Origin of the sequence: Alteromonas sp. ALT199 (assembly GCF_018619335.1) — a bacterium.
Lineage (GTDB): Bacteria > Pseudomonadota > Gammaproteobacteria > Enterobacterales > Alteromonadaceae > Alteromonas.
The window spans coordinates 1-23529 of record NZ_JAHHDX010000137.1 but is presented as its reverse complement, the minus strand read 5'-3'; the positions used below and the strand labels follow the sequence as shown (position 1 = coordinate 23529).

At 43.8% G+C, this 23529-nt stretch carries 20 protein-coding genes; 9 read left to right on the top strand and 11 right to left on the bottom strand.

The genetic code is table 11. From position 1 onward, the window contains the following. Window positions 1–121: 121 nt before the first annotated feature. Together KL866_RS15265 and rdgC are read left to right on the top strand one after the other, a co-directional pair. Window positions 122–1852, top strand: a complete 1731-nt coding sequence (locus KL866_RS15265; RefSeq protein WP_025256533.1) for a HAMP domain-containing sensor histidine kinase — start codon at window positions 122–124, stop codon at window positions 1850–1852. A 180-nt stretch (window positions 1853–2032) separates the two neighbouring features. Continuing rightward, complete coding sequence (rdgC, locus tag KL866_RS15260) at window positions 2033–2944, top strand: recombination-associated protein RdgC (RefSeq protein ID WP_025256534.1); 912 nt, start codon at window positions 2033–2035, stop codon at window positions 2942–2944. 193 nt (window positions 2945–3137) lie between these two features. On the opposite strand, the gene KL866_RS15255 is transcribed toward rdgC, so the two are convergent. After that, the gene (locus tag KL866_RS15255; protein WP_025256535.1) at window positions 3138–3701 is read right to left on the bottom strand and encodes a helix-turn-helix domain-containing protein; all 564 of its coding nucleotides are present in this window, start codon (window positions 3699–3701) and stop codon (window positions 3138–3140) included. Window positions 3702–3890: 189 nt separating this feature from the next. Here KL866_RS15255 and KL866_RS15250 point away from each other — a divergent pair, with 189 nt between their 5' ends. Then, window positions 3891–5129 carry a benzoate/H(+) symporter BenE family transporter gene (locus KL866_RS15250; protein ID WP_025256536.1) on the top strand — a complete coding sequence of 413 codons (1239 nt, stop codon included), beginning with the start codon at window positions 3891–3893 and terminating at the stop codon, window positions 5127–5129. 122 nt (window positions 5130–5251) lie between these two features. On the opposite strand, the gene KL866_RS15245 is transcribed toward KL866_RS15250, so the two are convergent. Further along, window positions 5252–6088, bottom strand: a complete 837-nt coding sequence (locus tag KL866_RS15245; RefSeq protein WP_025256537.1) for an HDOD domain-containing protein — start codon at window positions 6086–6088, stop codon at window positions 5252–5254. 443 nt (window positions 6089–6531) lie between these two features. On the opposite strand from KL866_RS15245, the gene KL866_RS15240 reads away from it, so the two are divergent. After that, window positions 6532–8226: a dipeptidyl-peptidase 3 family protein gene (locus KL866_RS15240; protein WP_025256538.1), complete on the top strand. Its 1695-nt coding sequence runs from the start codon at window positions 6532–6534 to the stop codon at window positions 8224–8226. 99 nt (window positions 8227–8325) lie between these two features. Here KL866_RS15240 and KL866_RS15235 read toward each other — a convergent pair whose 3' ends face one another. The 4 genes from KL866_RS15235 to folB all read right to left on the bottom strand — a co-directional run bounded on the left by KL866_RS15235 (window position 8326) and on the right by folB (window position 10474). Further along, window positions 8326–8697, bottom strand: coding sequence for a histidine triad nucleotide-binding protein (locus KL866_RS15235; protein ID WP_025256539.1), 372 nt, complete (start codon window positions 8695–8697; stop codon window positions 8326–8328). A 120-nt stretch (window positions 8698–8817) separates the two neighbouring features. After that, on the bottom strand, window positions 8818–9618 hold the full coding sequence (locus KL866_RS15230) for an undecaprenyl-diphosphate phosphatase (RefSeq protein ID WP_214995803.1): 801 nt from the start codon (window positions 9616–9618) through the stop codon (window positions 8818–8820). An 8-nt stretch (window positions 9619–9626) separates the two neighbouring features. Next, window positions 9627–10121 (bottom strand): 2-amino-4-hydroxy-6-hydroxymethyldihydropteridine diphosphokinase, encoded by a 495-nt coding sequence (gene folK / locus KL866_RS15225; protein ID WP_025256541.1) that lies wholly within the window; start codon window positions 10119–10121, stop codon window positions 9627–9629. Beyond that, window positions 10121–10474 carry a dihydroneopterin aldolase gene (gene folB, locus KL866_RS15220; protein ID WP_025256542.1) on the bottom strand — a complete coding sequence of 118 codons (354 nt, stop codon included), beginning with the start codon at window positions 10472–10474 and terminating at the stop codon, window positions 10121–10123. Before folB ends, folK begins: the two co-directional genes overlap by 1 nt. Window positions 10475–10765: 291 nt before the next feature. Between folB and plsY the strand changes: the two genes are divergently transcribed. Beyond that, window positions 10766–11368 (top strand): glycerol-3-phosphate 1-O-acyltransferase PlsY, encoded by a 603-nt coding sequence (gene plsY / locus KL866_RS15215; RefSeq protein WP_025256543.1) that lies wholly within the window; start codon window positions 10766–10768, stop codon window positions 11366–11368. On the opposite strand, the gene KL866_RS15210 is transcribed toward plsY, so the two are convergent. Further along, a complete protein-coding gene (locus KL866_RS15210) occupies window positions 11358–12683 on the bottom strand; it encodes an ectonucleotide pyrophosphatase/phosphodiesterase (RefSeq protein WP_025256544.1) in 1326 nt (441 codons plus the stop codon). The two genes, plsY and KL866_RS15210, sit on opposite strands and share 11 nt — an antisense overlap. A 195-nt stretch (window positions 12684–12878) precedes the next feature. Beyond that, window positions 12879–13904, bottom strand: a complete 1026-nt coding sequence (tsaD, locus tag KL866_RS15205) for a tRNA (adenosine(37)-N6)-threonylcarbamoyltransferase complex transferase subunit TsaD (protein ID WP_025256545.1) — start codon at window positions 13902–13904, stop codon at window positions 12879–12881. Between the two features lie 513 nt (window positions 13905–14417). Between tsaD and rpsU the strand changes: the two genes are divergently transcribed. From rpsU to rpoD, 4 genes are all read left to right on the top strand, one after another. Continuing rightward, the gene (gene rpsU, locus KL866_RS15200) at window positions 14418–14633 is read left to right on the top strand and encodes a 30S ribosomal protein S21 (RefSeq protein ID WP_012517258.1); all 216 of its coding nucleotides are present in this window, start codon (window positions 14418–14420) and stop codon (window positions 14631–14633) included. Window positions 14634–15083: 450 nt separating this feature from the next. Continuing rightward, a complete protein-coding gene (locus KL866_RS15195) occupies window positions 15084–15530 on the top strand; it encodes a GatB/YqeY domain-containing protein (protein WP_025256546.1) in 447 nt (148 codons plus the stop codon). A 172-nt stretch (window positions 15531–15702) separates the two neighbouring features. Continuing rightward, the gene (gene dnaG, locus KL866_RS15190; protein WP_025256547.1) at window positions 15703–17481 is read left to right on the top strand and encodes a DNA primase; all 1779 of its coding nucleotides are present in this window, start codon (window positions 15703–15705) and stop codon (window positions 17479–17481) included. A 434-nt stretch (window positions 17482–17915) separates the two neighbouring features. After that, the gene (gene rpoD / locus KL866_RS15185; RefSeq protein ID WP_025256548.1) at window positions 17916–19748 is read left to right on the top strand and encodes an RNA polymerase sigma factor RpoD; all 1833 of its coding nucleotides are present in this window, start codon (window positions 17916–17918) and stop codon (window positions 19746–19748) included. A 173-nt stretch (window positions 19749–19921) separates the two neighbouring features. Here the strand turns inward: rpoD and KL866_RS15180 are convergent, their stop codons facing one another. The 3 genes from KL866_RS15180 to KL866_RS15170 form a co-directional block, all read right to left on the bottom strand. Beyond that, the gene (locus tag KL866_RS15180) at window positions 19922–21541 is read right to left on the bottom strand and encodes a methyl-accepting chemotaxis protein (protein ID WP_025256549.1); all 1620 of its coding nucleotides are present in this window, start codon (window positions 21539–21541) and stop codon (window positions 19922–19924) included. Between the two features lie 160 nt (window positions 21542–21701). Next, window positions 21702–22883, bottom strand: coding sequence for a hypothetical protein (locus tag KL866_RS15175; RefSeq protein WP_025256550.1), 1182 nt, complete (start codon window positions 22881–22883; stop codon window positions 21702–21704). A gap of 35 nt (window positions 22884–22918) precedes the next feature. Further along, window positions 22919–23323 carry a phosphate ABC transporter substrate-binding protein gene (locus KL866_RS15170; RefSeq protein ID WP_025256551.1) on the bottom strand — a complete coding sequence of 135 codons (405 nt, stop codon included), beginning with the start codon at window positions 23321–23323 and terminating at the stop codon, window positions 22919–22921. Between the last annotated feature and the right edge of the window lie 206 nt (window positions 23324–23529).

The following is a 23529-nucleotide window of genomic DNA, read 5'->3' as shown; positions in this document are numbered from 1 at the left end:
TTAATACATTTACGCATATTCTTGAACTGTCGCAATTACTAATACATTAGTAATCTAAAATGACAGTCTCGCCATGGGTGTGGGCAACGTACAAGTCTGATGTAACAGGGGTGTTTTTTCTATGGCAGCGGTCAAGACAGGGTTATCAAGGAAGCTCTTAGCAAGAGTATTGTCAGTATACTTTGCTCTCACGTTGCTTGTGACAGTAGGTCAAATTTTCACAGAATACCTCAGTACTAAAAATCACGTTGAAGGCGAACTTCAAACGTTAAAAAATACCTTTTCATCTAGTCTTACTCGCGCGTTGTGGGAGCTTAACAATGACCAAGTACGTGCCATCGCCGAAGGCCTGATGTCATTGCCTATTGTTGAAGGGCTTCAAGTTCGTGGTGAGAATGGCAACTACATTGCTGAGTACGGCATTCGGGCGCAGCGCTCGCCTGCACCTGTTGACCAAGAGATAATAGAAGACCACTCCGGTGGCGTATTCAGCTACAGCTTTCCATTAGTGTTTAAGTTTTCGGGTCGAGAGTCCACCGTTGGTGACGTTACCTTGTATTCGAGTTTCGATACTATATTTAGCCGTATTGAGGTGGGCGTGTTTTTCCTTATCGGCAATGCAATAGTAAAAACAACCTTTCTTGTATTCTTATTTATGACAGCTTTCCGCACCATGCTCTCTGAGCCGCTGCAAACCATGACTGAGCAAATGGGTAATTTTGACCCACTGCACCCTGAAGAAAGTAAACTAAGCATAAAGCTCGATGATGACAATGAGTTATTGCAACTTAAAGAATCTTATAATCAAGTTATTGATGACCTTATTGTTTCAAATGACAAACTCAAAGATACGCAAAGTGAGCTAACCCTCGCCAACAAGAAATTAGACGATCAAAACCTTATTCTAGAACAGGAAGTGGCTAAAAAAACGGCGTCATTGTCACAAATTATGCTCGATTTGGAGCAGCAAAAAGATGAACTTATCGCCCATCAGCGGGAGCTTCGTCAGGAGAACGAAAATCGCCAATATATAGAAGCCGAACTGCGCAAACGTAATCAAGAACTTGCCAGTTCAATGGATAGTCTCAGTCACGCACAAGAACAACTGGTAGAGTCAGAACGTATGGCGTCTCTTGGCGGGCTTGTTGCCGGTATTGCACACGACGTGAACACCCCATTAGGCGTAAGCGTTACCGCGGCCAGTTTTCTTCAGGAGCGACTTAACAACTTAAAGACTGATTTTGAAGATAAAAGCCTGACGAGTAAGAATATGTCATGCTTTATTGACGAAGCAGAGCAAACTGCGGTGTTACTTTTAAGTAACTTAGAACGCGCTTCAGACCTTATTGCCAGCTTTAAACAGGTGGCCGTTGACCAAACCAGTGAAACTGAGCGCGAGTTTGTATTAGGCGATTACATTAACGAGATCATTCAGTCGCTCAAGCCAAGTTTTAAGCAAACCGAACACCAGATAAACGTAACTTGCCCTGACAATTTAGTTGTAACCTGCGCCCCCGGCGCTATTGCACAGATTGTTACCAATATGGTTGTTAACTCGCTTATGCATGGCTTTGAAGGCAAAGTTGCTGGCACAGTAACGCTTGATGTAAAAGAAGATGCAGATAATGTTGTTATTCGCTATCAAGATAACGGCAGAGGCTTAAGCGAGGAAGAGCTAAGTAAATTGTTTGATGCGTTTTTTACTACTAAACGCGGAGAAGGTGGCAGTGGTCTAGGCACTCATATTATGTACAACCTAGTTACGCAGTCATTGCATGGTCATATTGAAGCCGACAGTACACTCGGCAACGGCTTACAATACACTATTCGTTTTCCGAAAAAGAGTGTCTAGTCATTTTTACTATATTCAATCTGAAGCGCGCACAACAAGCGCGCTTTCTAGTGCTAGTTGATCTTTGCTGTACACCAAAAATCAACCAGCACTAATATCTAACAACCCTTTATTCAATTGCACCGCAAGTCTTACGTTGGTACGCTTGCGCCCTATTTTTATCAAGAGAATGCTTAAACTATGTGGTTTAAAAATGTAAAAGCCTATCAAATTACGCAGCCGTTATCGCTAGACGAGGGTGATTTAGAGCGAGTCCTAAATGAGCATGCCTTCCGCCCGTGTGGCAGTCAAGATTTGGCAACCATGGGCTTTGCCTCTCCGTTTTCTCAAGCTGGTAAGCAAGGCACCATGTTTCACGTTGTTCAGCAGCGTTTTTGGATAACGCTTAAGAAACAAGAAAAGATTTTACCCGGTGCAGTGGTAAACGCCGAGCTTGACGAAATGGTGGCTAAAATTGAAATGGAAACAGGTTCGCCGGTTGGCAAAAAAGCCAAAGCAGACCTTAAGCAAGAAATTCAAACTCGCTTGCTGCCCCAGGCCTTTACAAAAAACACCTACACTCACGGTTTCATCTCGCTTGCCGACAATTTGGTGGTGGTTGACGCCTCATCTGACGGCAAAGCCGAAGCCTTTTTGGCTATGGTAAGAAAAGCCATAGGTTCGCTACCCGTTGTGCCATTTACGCGCAGAAGCTTGCAAAGTGAACTTACGCATTGGGTTACTGAATCAACCCCAGAAGGCGTAGGTTTACTTGAAGAAGCCGAACTTAAATCTACCGATGACACAGGCAGCGTTATTCGCTGTAAGAACCAGCCACTAGACAGCGAAGAAATCAGTATTCACCTAGATGCTGGTAAACTGGTTCAAAAGGTTGCATTCGAATATGCAGAAACGCTTACGGCGATTATGTGTGAAGACGGTGCCATTAAACGCATTAAATTCACCGACCGCATTAAAGAAGAAACTGACGATGTGCCAAAAGATCAAGTAGAAGCACGTCTTGATGCAGAGTTTGCGCTGATGTCAGCCGAAATTTGTACTCTGCTTAATTTTCTTCGTGGTGCGCTTAATCTTAACGACGATAGTTTGTAAGCGAGTGGAGAGTACATTAAGTAGTAGCCGAATGAGAAGGATAGCCTAGCGTTATCTCAAGGCCTAATTGCCGTGGGGCGGTTAGGCTTTTCGGCAGTATCACTGAAGTACTCCTTTTAGTTAACTTGCGTTTTTTCATTGGCAAGCGGCTTGTAAAGACTGTGCAGTTTTTTCAAGTAGGTTGCCCTGCCGCTTAGGTAGGATAGTGAATAACCACTACAAAGCGCGTTTCCCCTAATTCGTCTCGATACCCGTGGGGCTGATCTGCGCGCAATATACATTGCTCAAGCGCCTGATAAGTATTCCACTGCCCATCTTGCAAAACCCCTAACTTTCCCTGTAGTACATGAATATGTTCGGTTACGCCTAATTGATGGGCCGAAGAGTGCTGCTCATGAAAGTCCGTCAAGCAAAGCTCGAACATCTCAAACTGAGTGGCGGGATTAAACGGAAATAGCGTTTTAATTGTGACATTTGGGTCGTTAGCGAACTTATTGTCGGCGTGTTGAGAGGTAGGTTCAGTAATATCATTGGACAAAAAGGATGAAAACGAACACTCAAGGCCTGTGGCTATTTTCCATAGTGTCGCGATGGTAGGGCTCGACTCGCCACGCTCTATTTGCCCTAACATGGCTTTAGATACCCCCGTCAATTTGGCTGTTTTATCGAGAGAAAGCTCCCGCGCTTTACGAACAGACTGCAATTGTCTTGCAATATTTTTTGAAATAGCCGAAGGCTGCGCATTCGCTTTTGTCATGTTATCTGAGCCTTTTTGTTTTGTCGCAGGTACTACGAAAGCACTTGTGCGTTATAGCGCACAAGTGATATGTTAAATCCTGTACGTTATAACGCACAACTTAATAAAATAGCAAAATTAAAGATAAATATGGGTTAAACACTGTAAGCGTGTTTTTATCGCGTAATCAGTTCAAACACGGGTAATTTCATGAGCAAATGGAAGCTAAGCCATATTAGCGCTGGGTTAACCGCCGTCACGGTAGGTTATAGCAGCTCTGTTGTCATTATCATTGATGTGGCGCGCAAAGCCGGCGCCAGCGAAGACATGGTTGTAAGCTGGTTGTTTGCACTTGGGCTAGGAATGGGCATCACCTGTATTATTTTTTCATGGCTCTCGAAACTGCCCGTGGTTACCGCGTGGTCTACGCCTGGGGCGGCTTTTTTGCTAACAAGTATCGGTGACTACCGTCTAAGCGAAGCCATTGGTGCATTTATACTATGTGCTCTACTTTCTCTAATAACAGCGCAAAGCCGCAGCTTGCTTAAACACATCAGTCGAATTCCTCCTGCAATTTCATCAGCCCTTTTGGCCGGTATTCTCTTACCTATATGCCTTGCTATATTCAGTGATGTTAATGAGGCGCCTCATTTAGTCGCGTTATTTCTTGCGGCTTACTTAATAGGAAGCCGACTATTTCCCCGCTACCTTATGCTGTTATTACTGGTTATGTCGGTGGTCATTAGTCTGCTTATGGGAAGCTCAAATGAGTATTCCTCTTTACCGAGCGACCCATCGGTATTTTTACCAGAAATGTCACCAGAAATATCACCAGGGTCGTCATCCGGAATATTATCAGCATTGACACTGCCCGAGCCCGTTTGGGTAACACCCAGCTTCTCACTAAGTGCTGCTGTTGGGTTAGCATTTCCCCTTTTTCTAATTACTACCCTTTCCCAGAACTTACCTGGCATAGCTATTCATCACGCTCATGGCTATACGCCCGATCACAAACCCATTTTATCAGGAATTGCTATTGTACAAGCTCTCTTAGCGCCGTTCGGTGGTTTTACCTTTAACTTAGCAGCTATTACAGCGGCATTGTGCATGGGGGAGCAAGCAGATAGCAAAAAATCAGAACGTTACAGAGCAGCCATAGCCGCTGGCGTGGCCTATTTGTTTATGGGGCTATTAGCGTCGGTGGTCGTTGCGTTGTTTGTCAGTATGCCCAGTATCATCATTCACCTTCTTGCTGGGCTAGCACTCTTGGCTACACTACAAGGAGCAGTAGTTCGCGCTATGGAAGTAGAGCATCACAGAGCCCCTGCGCTGCTTACCATGTTGTGCACTGCGTCCGGTTTTAGTTTATTTTCCATGACATCTGCGGTGTGGGGGTTGGGATTAGGTTTATTGTTGCTTTATGTTCAAAAGAAACCTAATAACGCGTAACCGTATTTGTTTACTTTAAGCTTTTAGTTGTTACTGTCTTCTTCTAAGCAAAAGGCCGATAAGAAGCGTTGCTTCAATATCGGCCTTAGAGCATTTGTTTAGCTAGTTCTAGCTTAAAGTTCTTACAAGAAAATTTGCTTCGCTGCGCTTGTAAGCTCTTCAAACTCATCAGAGTGAAGCTCACCCATATCTTCAACCACACCACGCTGAATAGCTAAGTTAAGAATAGCGTCTTTTTGACTGCTTGCTGCACCCGAGACTGCAGCACCTACACGAACAAAGTCGATATAATCTATTTCATCAGGAAGGTAACTTAAATCTTTCCAGTTTTTAGCAACATTAACGAAGTTTTCGCCAAAGCCCCATTCTCTCATTATGCTTGCGCCAATTCGACCTGCTAGTTTATCGATTGCTACTTCAAGAAACGAAGGATTAGCAAACACTTCAGGGTGGCGTTCTGCTTCGGTCAGAATAGGCAATACACCAATATTATGGACCAAAGCAGCCAAGGTCATAGTATCCATGCTCATTTCCCGCTTTTTGGTACGAGCAATATAAAGCTGTAATACCGCCATTGCACCTGCAACAATATTTACCGTATTCGCCCATTCCTGCTGCAAGTAACGAGCAACGATGTCGTTTTTCGATACGAATAGCTGCTCCATTGCCAGTGCCGTAGAAATATTCTTAATTTGTCGTAGGCCTATACGTGTTACAGCTTGACTAATAGACGTTACTTTAACGCTGCGCCCCATGTAAGCGCTGTTAGCAATTTTGATCATTCTTGCACTTAGTGATGGGTCTTGTCCGATAACCTCGCCCATTGCATTAAGGTTAATATCGGGATCATCAGCTGCTTTACGCACTTTCAGAGCAATAGCAGGAAGTGTAGGAAGGACCAGTGTATCGTTATTAATTTTTTCTATTAAGATAGTTGAAAGCGCGTTCTGTGTAGACATATTTTCTACCCTTAGGAAGTTCCAAATAGCCCCGTTAAGGCAATACTTTGCTCTAACGACCAATCACCTTGATCGCCATTTTTTTGCCGATAAAGGTTCATTGTTTGTATGTTGCATTCCCTGCGTTTACTCGTTTGAGTCAAATATGTGTTACGCAAAAATACAAACCGTTTATTGTTTTATTATGGTATTTCTATCACCATACTATAGTAGCGCTTTAGTTTCAGCCAACTTAAAATTAGCAACTATTGAAGCCAATTTTCGGAGCGACAGAGCAACCAAAGCTTTCTAAAGTATAGACAACTAGTAGCAAACCACTATTGATTTTAAGCAAATTTTTTTCATACTTTTGTACTAAATCAAAAGCATAGCTATGGTGAGCTACCTATTCACCGCACCAACTGCTGTAGAAATACGGTTAAACGACACGGTAAAAAGCCATTATGAAAAAAACGATTTCAACTTACTCTCCTATTGCTGCTGCTATAGCAGGGTTATTTATGCTGACTGCGTGCAGTAAAAGTGCTGATACAACACAAACTCAAACAGCACAGCCTGAAACCGCTGAAGAGCAAACCTTACTTATTGACGAGTCTCGCTTGTCTATTTATCACGGTGTAGACCTTACCAGTGATTTGTCACACCTTAGTGACAACCAACATAAAATGCTTTCACTTTTAATAGATGCATCGAAAATTATGGACGATTTGTTTTGGAAACAGGCGTTTTTTGAAGATAAGAATGCTTTCCTTGCTTCAATAAACGACGAAAAGGTCCGTCACTTTGCCGCCATAAACTATGGGCCTTGGGATCGTCTTAATGGTGATACACCGTTTATCAGCGGCTACGCTGACAAAACCCTAGGTGCTGAGTTTTACCCTCATGATATGGAAAAGGAAGAATTTGCTACGGCTGACTTTGCCGACAAACAAGGCCTTTATTCTATGGTAAAGCGCGATGAAGCAGGCAACCTTTATTCAGTGCCCTACTCTGAAGCGTTTAAAAGCGAATTAATGAAGGCATCTGATTTGCTTAAGGAAGCGTCTGAGCTGGCTGAAAACGAAAGCTTTAAACAATATTTACAGCTTCGTTCTGAGGCTCTGTTGTCTAACGACTACCTTGCTTCTGATATGGCCTGGATGGACATGAAGACTAACCCTGTTGAGTTAGTTATTGGCCCTATTGAAAGCTATGAAGACCAGCTATACGGTTACCGCGCAGCATTTGAAGCCTACGTGCTTATTAAAGATTTAGCGTGGAGTGAGAAACTGGCTAAGTACGCGGCTTTCCTACCTGAGCTACAGCAAGGCCTTCCTGTTGCTGATGCATACAAAGCTGAGATGCCTGGCTCTGATGCAGACCTTAACGCGTACGACGTTATTTATTACGCAGGCCACTCTAATGCTGGTAGTAAAACCATTGCGATTAACCTGCCAAATGACGAGCGCGTACAATTAGAAAAGGGAACCCGCCGCTTACAGCTTAAAAACGCAATGCGCGCTAAGTTCGATACTATTTTGGTGCCTATTGCAGATACGCTAATTGTGCCTGAGCAACGTGAACACATTACGTTTGATGCCTTTTTCGCAAACACCATGTTTCATGAAGTGGCTCATGGTCTTGGCATTAAAAATACCTTAAACGGTTCGGGTACCGTGCGCGGCGCACTTAAAGAACATGCCTCAGCGCTAGAAGAGGGCAAAGCCGATATTCTAGGTTTGTACATGGTACAAAGCCTTCTAGAAAAAGGTGAAATTACCGAAGGAACACTGGAAGACTATTACGTTACTTTTATGGCGGGAATTTTCCGTTCAGTGCGTTTCGGTGCAAGCTCTGCTCACGGCAAGGCGAATATGATTCGTTTTAACTTCTTTGCACAGCAAGGCGCCTTCGAAAAAACAGAAGACGGTATGTATCGCGTAAATATGCAGAAGATGGGCGCAGCAGTAGAAGCGCTATCTGAATTAATCCTTACACTGCAAGGTGACGGCGATTACGACGGTGTGGCGAAGCTAGTAGAAACTATGGGTGTAATTAAGCCTGACCTTGCGTCAGATTTAGCGCGCTTAGAAGCGGCCAGCATCCCGGTTGATATTCACTTCAATCAAGGTAAGAAAGTGCTAGGGCTTGCTGAATAAGCCATTCAATTTCAATTATTTAGCTCACTTATCTGTAGCGCAACTAAAAATGCCGCCTTTTAAATAAAGGGCGGCATTTTTTTTCTTTAAGCAAAAACGTTACTCTACGTGTTGCTTCATATTCTCAGTATACGGAGGCCAGCCTAGTGGTTTACCTGCCAATACATGAAGGTGAATGTGATATACGGTTTGGCCACCGTATTCGTTACAGTTCATAACAGTACGAAAGCCCTGATCGGCAAACCCTTGCTCCTTGGCAATTTTTGCCGCCACATATGACAAGTGCCCCACTACTTCGCGATCTTCTTCAGCAATATCATTTACCGTGGCAATTTGCTTTTTCGGAATAACCAGAAAGTGAGTTGGAGCCTGAGGGTTGATATCTTTAAACGCCAGCGCTAGCTCGTCTTCGTACAATATGTCTGCTGGAATTTCCTTGCTGATAATTTTATCAAATATTGTTTCTGCCATGTCTCACATTCCTTTCTAATCAGGTGTTTATCTATTGCGTTAGCGATTATCGATTGTACTCGCGCCAACGCAATAACAAAGTCTAAATTACGGTGTTTTTACTCGCCCAAAAGCCTTGCCTTATGCGAAAACAAACCATAGAAGTATTACGCCCAACGCTAAGCGATAGATAACGAAAGGCAGCATGCCGATACGGGATATCCAGCTTAGGAACAAATAAATACAAAGGTAGGCACTTACAAATGAAAATGCTGCGCCATAAAGCAGCGCATACCAATCGACGGCTTCATTAGCTTTAAATAAATCTAAGGTGGCTAACAACCCTGCCCCTAAGATGACAGGTATAGACAGTAAGAAGGAAAAACGCGCACAGGCTTCGCGCTTTAGCCCCAGCATCAAGCCAGCAGTCATAGTTATTCCCGAGCGAGATGTCCCGGGAATTAACGCTAACACCTGGGCTAAGCCGATATAAATGGCTTGTTTTAGCGTTAGGCCTTCAAGCTCTTGTTCCCGCTTTGCTGTCGAATCGGCATACCATAAAAGCAAACCAAAAATGATGGTGGTACCCGCAATTACCAATGCCGTACGCGCATTGTCTTCTATCCAGCCTTTCATCAAAAAGCCAATGATGACCGCTGGAATAGTCGCCACAATAACGTACCACGCGAGTTTACTGTCGGTAGATTGTTGTTTAGTAAAACCTTGTGTCACCCAAGCTACTGTCATCTGCCCTATTTCTTGACGAAAATAGATCATAACCGCCAGAAGACTTCCAACATGTACGGCTACGTCAAACGCCAAACCTTGGCTTACCCAACCGAAAAGCTCAGCAGGTAACAACAAATGCCCAGAGCTACTAATGGGAAGAAATTCAGTAACGCCCTGTATAATTGCTAAAATAATAATTTCAAAAAGTGTCATTCCTTTGCTTAACTCCAAGTAAAGTCAATTGGCCATAATTGCTGTTTCTGTTTATCAAAGTTTTGCCACATTTGGGCATAGGTTTCTTGCGTTTCAGGGTGAATGTCGTCGGGAACAAGTTCAGCTAACGGCCAAAGCACAAACGCGTTGTAACAAATCTCTTCGCGAGGCAAAACCACAGGGGATGTGGTTACCTTACTATCATAGGTAAGCAAATCGAGATCAAGGGTTCTAGCACAGAATTTTTTATCGGTATGCACTCGACCATTGTCTTTCTCAATCGCCTTCAGTATTGCACACACTTCTTCAACACTTTTCAACGTTGTCGCCCGTGCTGCAGCGTTATAAAAAGGGCTGCCGTTGAACCCAACGGCTTCGCTCTCATAAACGGAAGACACTGAAACATCTGAGAAGTGTTGTTTTAGGGCAACCAAAGACTGTCTAGTATAATGCTCGCGCTCAATATTAGAACCAATGCTGATTAAAATGGTATGTTCAGACATTAGTTGCGCTCTTTTCGCATTTCAACGGCAACGGTTTGAGCATTAGGAAGAATATTAGGTTTAACGATTTTTAGCGTTATTGATGCAACCGAGAACTGAGCAAGTACGGTGTCCATAACCTTGCTTCCGAAAGCCTCAAGTAGTTCGAACGTACTTTCTTTGCCGACTTCTACAATACACTCGGCTACTTTCGCATAATCTACCGTGTCAGCCACATCGTCACTTTGCATCGCCGCGCTTAAGTCAACATCTAGTGTTACATCAAGCAGTAGCTGGGTGGTTCTTACTCGCTCCCAATCATAAACACCAATCAGGGTGTCTACTTCAAGCCCTGTTATATAAATTTTTCCCATGGAATTTTTTCATCTTGTCTGTTATCAAACCAGTTCATTGCCCTACTTTTTGGCTTAAATACTGGTCTTACTACTGCGCTTTCAACCACATATTGCTGGTAAACTGTGGTATATCGCGTTTGGATGGAGTAGCTTTACGCTTGTGTAGCACAACTATACCGCTGTATGACAACTGGGGGCAACCAAGGTTTGGTAATTTAATAGGACGCAAGCCTTTAAACTCCCACAAGAGAAGTGAAACCTGACAGAGGGTAGCGCTTCTAAAACGCTTTTGATAACTAGAATGAATAAATGATTTCGCTAACGCTTTTAATGGCTGCTGTTGCCTACCTCTTGGGTTCACTATCAAGTGCTGTGGTTATCAGCCAATTATTCGGTTTACCCGACCCGAGGACCGCTGGCTCGAAAAATCCTGGAGCAACCAATGTGTACCGGTTAGGTGGTCGTATTCCTGCGCTACTTGTGCTCGTTATGGATATTTTAAAAGGCACTATCCCCGTGTACGGCAGCTATTTTTTGGGTATAGAACCTATAATGCTTGGCATAATTGCTATCTTTGCGTGTTTAGGCCATATATTTCCGCTTTATTTTGGTTTCAAAGGCGGTAAAGCCGTTGCTACCGCGTTTGGCGCCATGTTGCCTATTGGGCTCGATTTAGCCGGGTTGCTTGTTCTAAGCTGGGTGGTGGTGGTATTTCTTACCGGCTATTCTTCATTAGGTGCGCTTATTGCGGTGTCTCTTGCGCCTCTATTTACGTTTTTAATAAAGCCTTTGTACACAGTACCGGTGGCAATGCTTTCCCTGCTTATTATTTTACGCCATAAAGACAACATTACCCGCCTTTTAGCGGGCAATGAAAGTAAAGTATGGGATAAAGGAAAGGTTAAAGAGTAAGCGCTTTTTCTAGCACGTCCAACTTTCCGTCTATCGGTGTAACAGGCGTGATGCCGAGTATTCTTGCCAGTGCTGGATAAACTTCTAAGTTGCTAAATTCGGGTAAGGTGGTATTCGTTTTAAACGCGGGCCCTACTGCGACAAACGTCGCCCCCATATCTGGCAACGTATTCAGGTAGCCATGCCCTCCTTTACTAGTATGCATGCTATTGGCGTTTTTAAAGCGTGCCGGTGGAGCAATTTCAATAATGATATCGCCTGTTCTATTTCCCACTTCCATATGTCGTTCAGCGCGCTGCCTATCGTTTAGCACTATGTAGCGGTTTACCGCAATTTCTTGAAGGCGCTCAATTTCATTGGCAATTTGGCTATCAGACACACCTTCTCTTGCATACAAATGTACTTGCGCCCCTTCATTTTCAATAATGAAGTTTTCGGGTATGGACAAAGACTCCACTTCAATGCGCTGACTTTCATCGATAGGTGTCATACCGTGATCTGAAACCACCACTAAATTTACAGGTAAATCTAAAGCATTAATGCGTTCATATAGCTGACCAATAAGCGCATCAACTTCTTGAACCGCATCATTGGTTCTATCGGCAAAAGGCCCTTCATCGTGCCCTACAGAATCGGTAAGCGAGAAATAACCAGCAATGAAGCGAGGGCGAGACACATCAGGCAGTTTAAGCCAATTTATTATTTGGTCGACGCGCTGTTGGTAATCGGCATATTTTGAATAGTGGTAGAAGTAGCTCGGTAAGCTACCTGATATACGTGCATCAGATTCTGGCCAGAAGAAGGTCGCAGCCTTCATACCGTGATACTCCACTAAGTTCCATAGCGGCGTTGCCGTAATCCATGTGCTATCCATTCCGCCATAGCCTAATTGATATTTTGCATAACCGTCTTTTGTAGGGCGTGATTTATCATAAAAACGGTTATTCACAATGCCGTGATGTTTAGGAAGCAGCCCTGTGATCAACGAAATATGGTTGGGAAAGGTATTCGACGGATAAACAGGGGTCATAGACGTAGCCCTTACCCCTTTTTTTGCAATGGCGCCAAGGTTTTCGGCATTGTGTAACTCAATATAGTCGTGGCGAAATCCATCAAGGGAAATCAGCACGACATATTGATCTTGTTGTTTTTGTCGCTCTTGATTTAAGTCTTGTACTGATTCTTTTGAAAGGAGGTTGTTAGAAGCGAATACACTAGACGCGGGCAGCGCTGCAAACGAAAGTGAAATAAATATTAACAAAGCCATGTAGAACAGCGATACATTCTTTTTTGTTCCGTCATTTTTTAAGCACATGCTTACTTACGTCCTTATTCGATGTTTATCATAATAAAACAAAAGGCAATGGGTTTAATCCCATTGCCCTCTACTTATATTTTGTCCGTTTTACCTGCTCATTGTACTCAATATCTGTCTTGTACGGATAATGATAAGCGCTATCGTTTTAACAATGTTCTTGAAACTACAACCGCCTTTGACCAACTGGCGTTTTTAAATTGCTGCCAAGGTATCAAGGGGCCAGCGTGGTTTGGCTTGCGATGACAAGGCTAAGGTTTCCCCAGCTTTCAATCGCTGCATACCCGCATAGGCAATCATGGCGCCATTGTCTGTACAATACGCTAAGCTAGGGTAAAACACCTCACCTTTTAGCTCTTGCATCAGGGCTTTCATCTCACTACGTAGCATAGTATTTGCACTTACACCGCCAGCAATAACCAAACGCTTCATACCTGTTTGTTTCAACGCTCGCTTACATTTTATAATGAGCGTATCAACGACTGCTTCTTGGAACGCGTAAGCAATATTTGCTTTGATTTGTTCAGCGTCCTTACCTGTTAGGTCAGCACCGCGAATGGTATTAGCAGCAAAGGTTTTTAAGCCACTAAAACTGAAATCTAAGCCTGGTCTATCGGTCATCGGACGAGGGAATTTGTAGTGCCCAGCCTCTCCCCTTTCAGCCAATTTTGCTAAAAGAGGGCCGCCAGGGTAATCAAGACCAAGTAATTTAGCCGTTTTGTCAAACGCTTCGCCTGCCGCATCATCAATAGATTCACCAAGTACTTCGTACTGACCAATGCCTTCCACTTTAACTAGCATTGAATGACCGCCTGACACCAATAACGCTACAAAAGGAAATTCTGGAGCGTTTTCTTCCAGCATAGGCGCCAGCAAGTGCCCTTCCATATGGTGCACGCCTACAGCGGGCACTTTCCATGCGTAGGCCAACGAACGCCCTACCGATGAGCCAACCAATAATGCGCCAACTAAACCTGGGCCTTGGGTAAAGGCGACACCATCAATGTCTGATGGCTGTGTATTAGCATCTTCCATAGCCTTTTCAATTAAAGGAATGATTTTTCTCACGTGATCCCGTGAAGCAAGTTCGGGCACTACGCCGCCATAATCAGCGTGCAGCTTAACTTGACTATATAGTTCGTGCGACAACAAGCCTTTTTCATCGTCATAGACGGCGATGCCAGTTTCGTCACAAGATGTTTCTATTCCTAAAATACGCATGGGGAGCAACCCTTTTTTACTACTAAATTCTATGCTCAGCTTTCATACTTCTTGACGCGCTAGGAGTTCGCAACAGAGGTACAAACAATTACGCTGACGCTAATATCAAAAACTGAGAAAATAATTCTGGCGATCTGACAGGATCATCTTTATGATCCTGCCGCGATCATAACACTACCCTATTCAGGATCGTTCAATTTCACTTTTGATCATATACGTATTTCAAAAGGGAATTCAGCGTAATAACATTCTGAAAAAGGGCGCTTATACGAGCCGAGTTAAACAACTTGGTGATTAACGAGCGCAGAGTTTACCTTTAATACAGCATTCATGGAATGCCAGTAAACAGGTAAATGAACGGTAAATGCACAATATTGGCTATTTTTTAGCAATTCATCCTTTACTTTCTCTGTAGATATGATTAGAATTTCGCACCATTTTTAACCCGGGTGGCCTTTTTAGCGCACAATTTTACCCGGATTTACACAGTAAAAGTTTTGAGGTGAGTGTTTAATGCCTATCGTTAAAGTTAGAGAAAACGAGCCGTTTGATGTGGCGCTGCGTCGTTTTAAGCGTTCTTGTGAAAAAGCAGGTGTTCTTTCTGAAGTTCGTCGTCGTGAATTCTTCGAAAAGCCAACTTGGGAACGCAAGCGCAAGAAAGCTGCCGCTAAGAAGCGTCATCTTAAGAAGCTAGCTCGTGAAAACGCACGTCGCGTAAAACTCTACTAATATTAGGGTTAAGTAACGAGTCTGAAAGGTGTTGCAATTGCAGCACCTTTCGCGTTTCTGGGCCTCTATTTTGTTGGCAATCTTTTATTTCCAAGAATATTCGGTTTGATCCCCTTCAAATGGTTGCATTTGATTTTCAACCTGGGGCTTAATAGTACCAGTCCGCATAGATCATTACCCTCTCAGCGAGAGTTAAAATGTTCGTAATCACGGCGTGTTACCGCAGGTATAGTGGTTCTACATCAAAGTGACACAACAAAGAGTACGGACATTTTAAACTTGCCCTTCGGGAAGGTCTGGCAAGCTTTCTAGCTTCATTCCGGGAATTTGAAAGGGAGTATTATTCCTGCATTCCCACGCTTCGCTATGAAGCTTGCCAGCGCCTTTTTAGTGGACAATGCTCTATGCGGATTGGTATAAGCAATCTACTAATAAAAATCAGGAAGCTTCATGGCACTAATTGATGATTTAAAAGCAGCGCAAAAAGATGCGATGCGAGCAAAAGAAAAAGTACGTCTTGGTACTATTCGTATGGCAATGGCTGCCATTAAGCAAAAAGAAATCGATGAACAAATTACGCTAGACGATAGCGCAATCTTAGCGGTGTTAACCAAAATGGTTAAACAGCGCCAAGACGCAGCGTCGCAGTTCGACGCAGCAAATCGCGACGATTTAGCCAGCAAAGAGCGCGAAGAAATCACTTACATTGAGGATTTTCTGCCGCAGCCTTTGACTGACGATGAATTAAATTCACTTATTGATGAAACCATGGCAGCGACCGGAGCGTCTGGTATGCAGGATATGGGTAAAGTAATGGGTGCGTTGAAACCTAAGGTTCAAGGCCGAACCGACATGGGCGCACTGAGTGCAAAAATTAAGGCGCGTTTGAACGCTTAAGCACTCCCTTTGTTAAAGTGAAGCATGTTGAAGGTGTGCATTGCCACACCTTCGTTGTTCTCATTTTTACACTTCCCTGTTACAGTAGCTCGCAGTTTTCATCACATTGTAACTTGTCTTTTTAAAGGCTGTTACGACATGTGATTCTCTAACCCTTTTTGAAAATACCTTCATGGCTGGAAAAATACCTCGCGATTTTATAGATGACTTACTGTCACGTACCGATGTGGTAGAAGTGGTAGATAGCCGCGTGAAACTTAAAAAAGCAGGGAAAAATTACCAAGCGTGCTGCCCTTTCCACAATGAAAAGTCGCCTTCTTTCACCGTAAGCCAAGATAAACAGTTCTATCACTGTTTCGGTTGTGGTGCTCACGGCAATGCTATCTCTTTTATTATGGAATTCGACCGTCTTGAGTTTGTTGAGGCTATCGAAGAACTAGCACGTTATCACGGGCTTGAAGTACCTCGTGAAAAAGGCAGTCGCCCTGCCATGAGCGAAGAGAAAAAGCAGCAGCAGCAAGATGACTACGCAGTAATGGAACAAGCTGCTCGATTTTTCCAGCACCAATTACGCCAAAATGGAAATAGTAAGAAAGCCATCGACTATTTAAAGAACCGTGGGCTCAGTGGTGATATCGTCAAGCAATGGGAAATTGGCTACGCCCCTGACAGCTGGGATGCTTTACTAAATACTTTTGGGAAAGACCCCCAGCGCATAAAGCAGCTCGTCGATTTAAAGCTGGTCAATCGCAACGACCAAGGGCGTACCTACGATTTCTTCCGCGACCGCATTATGTTTCCAATAAGAGATAAACGAGGTCGCGTCGTTGGCTTTGGTGGTCGTGTATTAGATGACGGTGGACCTAAGTATTTAAACTCGCCAGAAACTCGTATTTTCCATAAAGGTAGCGAACTTTTTGGTTTTTATTCAGCGCGTCAGAACAACCGTACCCTAGATACCGTTGTCGTTGTTGAAGGCTATATGGATGTGGTGGCGCTCAGTCAGTTCGATATTAACATTGCCACTGCAGCACTTGGTACGGCAACTACACCTGAACACATTCAGATGCTGGTTCGCGCCACGTCTCACATAGTATGCTGTTACGACGGTGATAGAGCTGGGCGTGAAGCGGCATGGCGTGCGTTGGAGAACGCCCTACCTTCATTAAAAGACGGTGTGCGTATTTCGTTTTTATTTCTACCTGACGGCGAAGACCCAGACACTATGGTACGCCAAGTAGGTAAAGATGCTTTCATGGAAATGCTCGATAACGCTATGCCGCTATCTCGCTTCTTCTTTGAGAACTTACTAAAAACTCACAATGTAGGCACGCCGGAAGGTAAAATTGCACTTAAAAAAACGGCAATGCCTCTTATCGAGAGCACCCTAGGCGACGATCAAAAGCAAATGCTACTTGAAGAATTAGCCAAGCACACTGGTGAATTCGACAGGTTTAAACTTCAGCAGGATATTACTAAAGCCAATCAAGGCTCGAAGCAAGCTTATTCACCTAACCGCAACCAAGTAAACAAGCCTAAACTATCCCCACTTCGCATGCTAATACGTTTACTGCTTGATAAACCTGAATTAGCGACACTCTGCGAAGACGTGCAGATTGATATTTTCGCAGGTAGCAATGCAGCAGGCATGGATTTATTGCGCGACGTGCACCGCTATTGTGTAAGTCACCCACAAGCTAAAACAGCGCAGCTTGTTGAAAATTTCCGCGACCATCCCCATTCTTCTACTATCGCGAAATTATTGTTACAAGAACACTTGGTTAAAGACGAGGATGCTGAACGGGTTTATAACGACAGCTTCGCTCGCTTACTGGACGGGCATTTCGATAGCCGCATTGAAACCTTAATTTCACGTTCGCGGGTTCAGCCGCTAACCCAAGCGGAAAAACAGGAATTGAACCTGCTTATGAGGGAAAAACAGAAAAGTTAACCTGAAGGTAAAATTACTTAGGGTTAATCTGTTCTTGTGTAGTTAGCTTTTTACGTTACAACTACTTTCAAGGTGAATCTATGCATTCGGTGTAAGTAGTTAAAAAGCACTGGCTAAAAAATCGGCCATCAATCTGGTAAAACCACCGCTTATTCTGCTATACTGGCTAATTCGCTGCGGGCATAGATAATTATGCTCAGTTCATTTTAAAGTGAACAAAAATGCAGCAACGCGAGTAGCAAAGATATAGCCGAACATAACGGGCAAATCCAAACCCGAGCAGATGTGCATCGCAACATAATGGTTTAGACCAGCGTGGCATCGAGCATTAACGGCCTTGATACAAAGCAGTACTACAGCAGAACGGGGAACATACCTAGACGTATGTTGTCTTTTCTATTGCTAACTAATTGAATGTGAGAAGTGTAGGTTATATGGCGCAAAGCAAGCAGTCTCAGATTAAACTCCTGATTGCAAAAGGTAAAGAGCAAGGTTACTTAACCTTTGCAGAAGTAAACGACCACCTGCCGCAAGATATTGTCGATTCTGATCAAATCGAAGACATAATCCGCATGATTAATGACATGGGAATTCAAGTTTCTGAATCAGCTCCTGATGCAGATGAACTTCTCATGCAAGAAGCAAATGCTGATGAAGATGCTGCAGAAGCGGCAGCTCAAGCACTTGCTACTGTAGAAAGTGAAATTGGCCGGACAACTGACCCAGTGCGTATGTACATGCGTGAAATGGGAACGGTTGAGCTTCTAACCCGTGAAGGCGAAATTGAAATCGCTAAACGAATTGAAGATGGTATTAACCAGGTACAATGTTCAGTTGCTGAATATCCAGAAGCCATCACTTATCTATTAGACCAGTGGGACCTTTTTGAAGCTGAAGAGATTCGCTTGAGCGATATCATTTCCGGCTTTGTTGATCCTAACGAAGAGCAAGATATTGCTCCGACAGCTACACACGTTGGTTCTGAGTTATCTGAAGAAGAATTAGATGATGAAGACGACGATGATGACGATGACGACGACGATGAAGACGACAGCGGCGTTGACCCAGAGTTAGCACGCGAGCGCTTCTCTGAGCTTCGTGAGCAGTATATCAAGACACGTGAAGTTATCGAAAAGAAAGGCCGTTCTCACGCCGATTCTCGTACGCAAATTAATGCATTAAGTGATGTGTTTAAAGAGTTCCGTCTCGTTCCTAAGCAATTTGATCGCATGGTTAAAAACATGCGTGCGATGATGGATAAGGTACGTATTCAAGAACGTTTAGTGATGAAGTTCTGCGTTGTTAACGCGAAGATGCCTAAGAAAGATTTCATCAAAGCGTTTGCGGGTAATGAAACCTCTACAGCTTGGTTACACGAAGCCGTTAAATCAGGTGCGCCTTACGCACCAGAACTTGCGGTTAACCAAGAAGAGATTGAACGCTGCATTAGTAAGATGAATCAAGTCGAGCAAGAAACTGGCTTGGTTATCGCTGACATTAAAGACATTAACCGTCGCATGTCGATTGGTGAAGCGAAAGCGCGTCGTGCGAAAAAAGAAATGGTTGAAGCTAACCTTCGTCTTGTAATCTCAATTGCGAAGAAGTACACCAACCGCGGTCTTCAGTTCCTTGACCTTATCCAAGAAGGTAATATTGGTCTGATGAAGGCGGTAGATAAGTTCGAATACCGTCGTGGTTATAAGTTCTCAACTTATGCTACATGGTGGATTCGTCAGGCAATCACTCGTTCAATTGCTGACCAGGCACGTACTATCCGTATTCCTGTGCACATGATTGAAACGATTAACAAGCTAAACCGTATCTCTCGTCAAATGCTTCAGGAAATGGGTCGTGAACCTACGCCTGAAGAATTGTCAGAGCGCATGTTAATGCCTGAAGATAAAATTCGTAAAGTACTTAAAATTGCTAAAGAGCCAATCTCGATGGAAACCCCTATCGGCGATGATGAAGATTCACATCTTGGCGACTTTATCGAGGACAGCACCATTATCCAGCCCCTCGATTCAGCAACTGGCGGCAGCTTAAAAGGCGCAACGCAAGAAGTACTAGCCGGCCTAACGGCTCGTGAAGCGAAAGTACTACGTATGCGTTTCGGTATTGATATGAATACTGACCACACGCTTGAAGAAGTAGGCAAGCAGTTTGACGTTACCCGTGAGCGTATCCGTCAGATTGAAGCGAAAGCACTTCGCAAGCTTCGCCATCCTAGCCGTTCTGAGCAGCTACGCAGCTTCTTAGACGAATAGAAAAAATATTACCTTGATTAAAAATCCCCAGCGCTGCTGGGGATTTTTTTATGCATTCTTTTTACTTAAATTTTGCGCTACGTAGTAAAAACTAATTGTCCATTAAAAGCCTGCGCTTACAAAAAAGCCCCCATTCGGAGGCTTTCAATTCACTATATTGAACTATCTACAACTTACACCCTAAACTGTTTAGCGATTGATTCAAGATGTTGTGCAAGGTCAGCAAGCTCATTACACATACTGCCTAGTTCACCTGAACGGCTTGCCGTTTGCTCCGTACGCTCATGGATTTCATCAACGTGGCGTACGATATCCACCGCCACTGTACGCTGATCTTCGGTGTTATGAGCAATCTGCTCGTTCATTTGGTTGATACGCCCAATAGTGCTAGTAATAGTTTCTAAGCTGCTTCCCGCTTTGTTCGCTGTTTCCACACTACTAGATGCTTGTTCTGTTCCTCGAGCCATTACTTCAACGGCTGAATGAGCCGCACTTTGAAGCTGTTCAATCGTGCTTTGAATTTCCTCTGTAGACTGCTGTGTGCGCGAAGCAAGCGTTCTCACTTCATCAGCTACTACCGCAAAACCTCGACCTTGTTCACCGGCTCTAGCTGCTTCAATAGCAGCGTTAAGCGCTAGCAGGTTGGTTTGCTCTGCAATGCCTTTAATGACGTCTAGCACCGAGCCAACCTTATTTGAATCAGACTCTAAGCGTGCGATAACGTCAGCGGTTTCGCGTACGTTCTCAGCAAGTTGCTGAATACTAACAACCGTTTGTTGCACAATTTGACGGCCTTCGCTAGCTGCTGTAGTTGCTTCATTCGCGTCACTTGCCGCTTGCGCAGCACTGTGTGCAACACCATCAACAGAACCGCTCATGGTGTCCACAGCACTTTTAGCGTTGGTCGCAGATTTTTGCTGTACATCAATAGTGCGCTGGGTTTCTTCCGTTACACCGCGTAAGTTCTGTGCCAAATTAGAAAGCGGTAGACTTGCCTCTACTACATCACGAACAACGCCTTGAAGTTTGTCCATGAATTGATTAAACCAATATACCAATTCGCCAATTTCATCTTCGCTTTTTGTTTCGATACGTACAGTAAGGTCGCCGTTTTCTTGAGCAATATCTTTTAGCGAACGAACCACATCATCAATGCTTTGCTTAATACCCCGAACAATCGGTACTGCAGTACCAAACAGCAAGATAGTTACGACAATCGCTAAAACAACGCCTGTGCTAATAAGCGATGTGTTCGCACTATCTGTATTTTCGAACGATTTTTCAAACGCTGCTTGTTGCGCATCGCGAAACTGTGTCATTGCAGCAATTACACCGTCATAAGACTGGTTCATTTGAGCAGAGAGATCACCCAAACGACTAAAATCTGCAGTACCATCAACCATCGACTGTGAAACGTCGTAGGCAACGTTAAAGTAGTTATCGAAGCCAGATGATATGCGAGAAATATTTGAACGAAAATCTGGACTTATACTTGCTATTTGCTCAAGACCGTTATTCGTTTCTTCAGCTAAATCTTTAGCAACAGTAAGAGTATCTTGATCCCCTGTCGTCACAGCGCTTGAAAGGGTATCTCGTACTTTTTGCATATCGACGAGTGTAGATGCTGATAACTGTAAAGCAGGAAATTGAACTTTTTGAACTTTCTCTAGCGTTGCGCCATTGTTGAGTGCTGTGTACACGGTGATAAGCAAGTAAATGATAAAACTAAGCGCTGCGATCCCCGGTATCAAAAAGATCTTAGTCGCAATTGGCATTTTTTTAAGAAAGTTCATCAGCTGTCCCACTGTTTTTTATAATCGCTTAACCGCCTTTTCAGTTTTACCTAGAAAAGCGTCGCACTCAAGTTTGTCTATCTACCTAAGTTATCTACCTAAAACAGAAAATCTTTAACGAAATGTAGCCCCACAAAGATGAAGGGCTACACCTAGGTAGTTAGAACGTATAATTTACGCCAACTTTAAGCAGTGTTGCATCGTTTAGATCATTTAGGTCGTCCGAGTACCAAGTTACATCAGTCTTAAGTGCAAAGCCTGGTTCAACATCGTAACGAAGACCAACGGTTAAAGCAGATACATCTAACTCTTGTTGAGCAGCGATACCAGCAGCACCTTGATAAATAGTAGCCCAAGTCGCGTCAGTAACCGGGTCGCCGGTAGCAATAGTTGAAGGTAGTGCAGCAACTAAGCCTAGCTGATTCGCATTGTCCGCTTCTTCTACTTCATAGGTAATGTGCGGCGTGAACTTACCGAAGCGCATTCCAGCGGTAACATACCATGCTTTGTTATCAGCAATAACAGAACCATCAACTTCAGTTTGTGTAAATTCAGCACCTACAAACCAATCATACTTATCGATATCAACCGCTACTTCAAAGAAAGTACCAGTATCGTCATTAACGCTGAAGCCTTCGGCCGAAGTGGCTGCGGTTGGGATAACCGGGCCAAACGCCGACATGCCAGCTATAAACGTGTCGAATTCATTATTAGCGGCGCTAGTCGAACCACGTGCAAATAAAGTACGAGCACTGAACCAATCGCGAGTGGCTTCAAATGAAACGGCGACCACGTTTTTAAGCTCTAGTGCCGCAGGCGTCCCAGAGATAGTAGTGTCAGCTTCTACTCGACCAACCGTAAGCTGTGCACCGTACTCCCAGTCACCCGAATAGTTCATATAGTCTACGCGCACACCGTCGATGTTGTTAAAATCGATACCGTACACCGCATCAGGTGGTGTTAGCCAATGATACGAATAACCGATATCAAGTGATGCTGAGTATTTGAAAAGCGGCATACGTAGGCGACCTGCACTGATGTTGAAGTTATTGTTCAACACATAGGTCATGTACGCCCACTCAAAATCAGCGTCGTAGTCTTCACTACCGCGGCCTACTAGCTGAGCAGTAGCAGAAAGTTTGTCGCTTACATCACCACGAACCTGAAGGCCAAAAACACTTGCAGGGTCGAAATTAAAATCGCTGTCATAGCCGTACACTGACTCGTCATCGTCTAGTGTCATACCAGCAATGAGGTTGGCAAAGCCGTTGATTTGGATATCAGCCATTGCTGGAGTAGCCAAAAGGCCTGCCATTGATAAGATAGCTAATTTGGTTTTCATGCGTGTTCCTTAAATTCTTTTGTATTAACGGTAAGTTAGAAGGTAGCGACAACACGTACGCTATCGTTAACAGAGCCAGCGTCGACATAACCAATAGCCCCAGGGTTGCTTGCAACTGCAGATATAACATCTGCATCACTACCCAGTGCTTTTGGAGGTTGGCCTTTACCGGTAAATACTAATTTTGACCAGAATGCAGTAAGCTGCGCTGATGATTTATTCAATACTTTGCCGTTGAATTCATCAGTAGCAGGTTGGCCTTCCGCTAGTGCAACAGGTTCTGCTTGCGTACCGCTTGGGAATGCTTTTGCTTTGTTTAAGAAAAGCCGGCTAATGCTGTCTTTGTCTAATGAATCGCCATTACTGGGGTGCACGATAACCGCTACATCAGCGATTGCAATGTTGCAGCACAATCCTGCTGCAAGAATCCATTTTTTCATCATCTGTCCTCTGGAGTCTGTGTGAATGTTTACTCACCGTTCTCTACTTTCTTTGACTGCGTCTATAACGACATTTGAGCATTTGAACAGTCTGCGGCAAACATGAGCTTGTGTGTCCGAACATTTACATCAGGTAAGTATTAGTCACAAATGCTTAATTCGCCACTTTGAACTATAAATATTTATCTTATATAAATTAATAGTTT

Excerpts from the sequence above, each read along its gene's own strand:
- plsY (WP_025256543.1), top strand. The coding sequence starts at position 10,766 with ATGATTTCGCTAACGCTTTTAATGGCTGCTGTTGCCTACCTCTTGGGT.
- KL866_RS15255 (WP_025256535.1), bottom strand. The coding sequence starts at position 3,701 with ATGACAAAAGCGAATGCGCAGCCTTCGGCTATTTCAAAAAATATTGCA.
- KL866_RS15240 (WP_025256538.1), top strand. The coding sequence starts at position 6,532 with ATGAAAAAAACGATTTCAACTTACTCTCCTATTGCTGCTGCTATAGCA.
- KL866_RS15180 (WP_025256549.1), bottom strand. The coding sequence starts at position 21,541 with ATGAACTTTCTTAAAAAAATGCCAATTGCGACTAAGATCTTTTTGATA.
- folK (WP_025256541.1), bottom strand. The coding sequence starts at position 10,121 with ATGTCTGAACATACCATTTTAATCAGCATTGGTTCTAATATTGAGCGC.
- tsaD (WP_025256545.1), bottom strand. The coding sequence starts at position 13,904 with ATGCGTATTTTAGGAATAGAAACATCTTGTGACGAAACTGGCATCGCC.
- KL866_RS15170 (WP_025256551.1), bottom strand. The coding sequence starts at position 23,323 with ATGAAAAAATGGATTCTTGCAGCAGGATTGTGCTGCAACATTGCAATC.
- KL866_RS15250 (WP_025256536.1), top strand. The coding sequence starts at position 3,891 with ATGAGCAAATGGAAGCTAAGCCATATTAGCGCTGGGTTAACCGCCGTC.
- folB (WP_025256542.1), bottom strand. The coding sequence starts at position 10,474 with ATGGGAAAAATTTATATAACAGGGCTTGAAGTAGACACCCTGATTGGT.
- rpoD (WP_025256548.1), top strand. The coding sequence starts at position 17,916 with ATGGCGCAAAGCAAGCAGTCTCAGATTAAACTCCTGATTGCAAAAGGT.
- KL866_RS15195 (WP_025256546.1), top strand. The coding sequence starts at position 15,084 with ATGGCACTAATTGATGATTTAAAAGCAGCGCAAAAAGATGCGATGCGA.
- dnaG (WP_025256547.1), top strand. The coding sequence starts at position 15,703 with ATGGCTGGAAAAATACCTCGCGATTTTATAGATGACTTACTGTCACGT.
- KL866_RS15175 (WP_025256550.1), bottom strand. The coding sequence starts at position 22,883 with ATGAAAACCAAATTAGCTATCTTATCAATGGCAGGCCTTTTGGCTACT.
- rdgC (WP_025256534.1), top strand. The coding sequence starts at position 2,033 with ATGTGGTTTAAAAATGTAAAAGCCTATCAAATTACGCAGCCGTTATCG.
- KL866_RS15265 (WP_025256533.1), top strand. The coding sequence starts at position 122 with ATGGCAGCGGTCAAGACAGGGTTATCAAGGAAGCTCTTAGCAAGAGTA.
- KL866_RS15235 (WP_025256539.1), bottom strand. The coding sequence starts at position 8,697 with ATGGCAGAAACAATATTTGATAAAATTATCAGCAAGGAAATTCCAGCA.
- rpsU (WP_012517258.1), top strand. The coding sequence starts at position 14,418 with ATGCCTATCGTTAAAGTTAGAGAAAACGAGCCGTTTGATGTGGCGCTG.
- KL866_RS15230 (WP_214995803.1), bottom strand. The coding sequence starts at position 9,618 with ATGACACTTTTTGAAATTATTATTTTAGCAATTATACAGGGCGTTACT.
- KL866_RS15210 (WP_025256544.1), bottom strand. The coding sequence starts at position 12,683 with ATGTGCTTAAAAAATGACGGAACAAAAAAGAATGTATCGCTGTTCTAC.
- KL866_RS15245 (WP_025256537.1), bottom strand. The coding sequence starts at position 6,088 with ATGTCTACACAGAACGCGCTTTCAACTATCTTAATAGAAAAAATTAAT.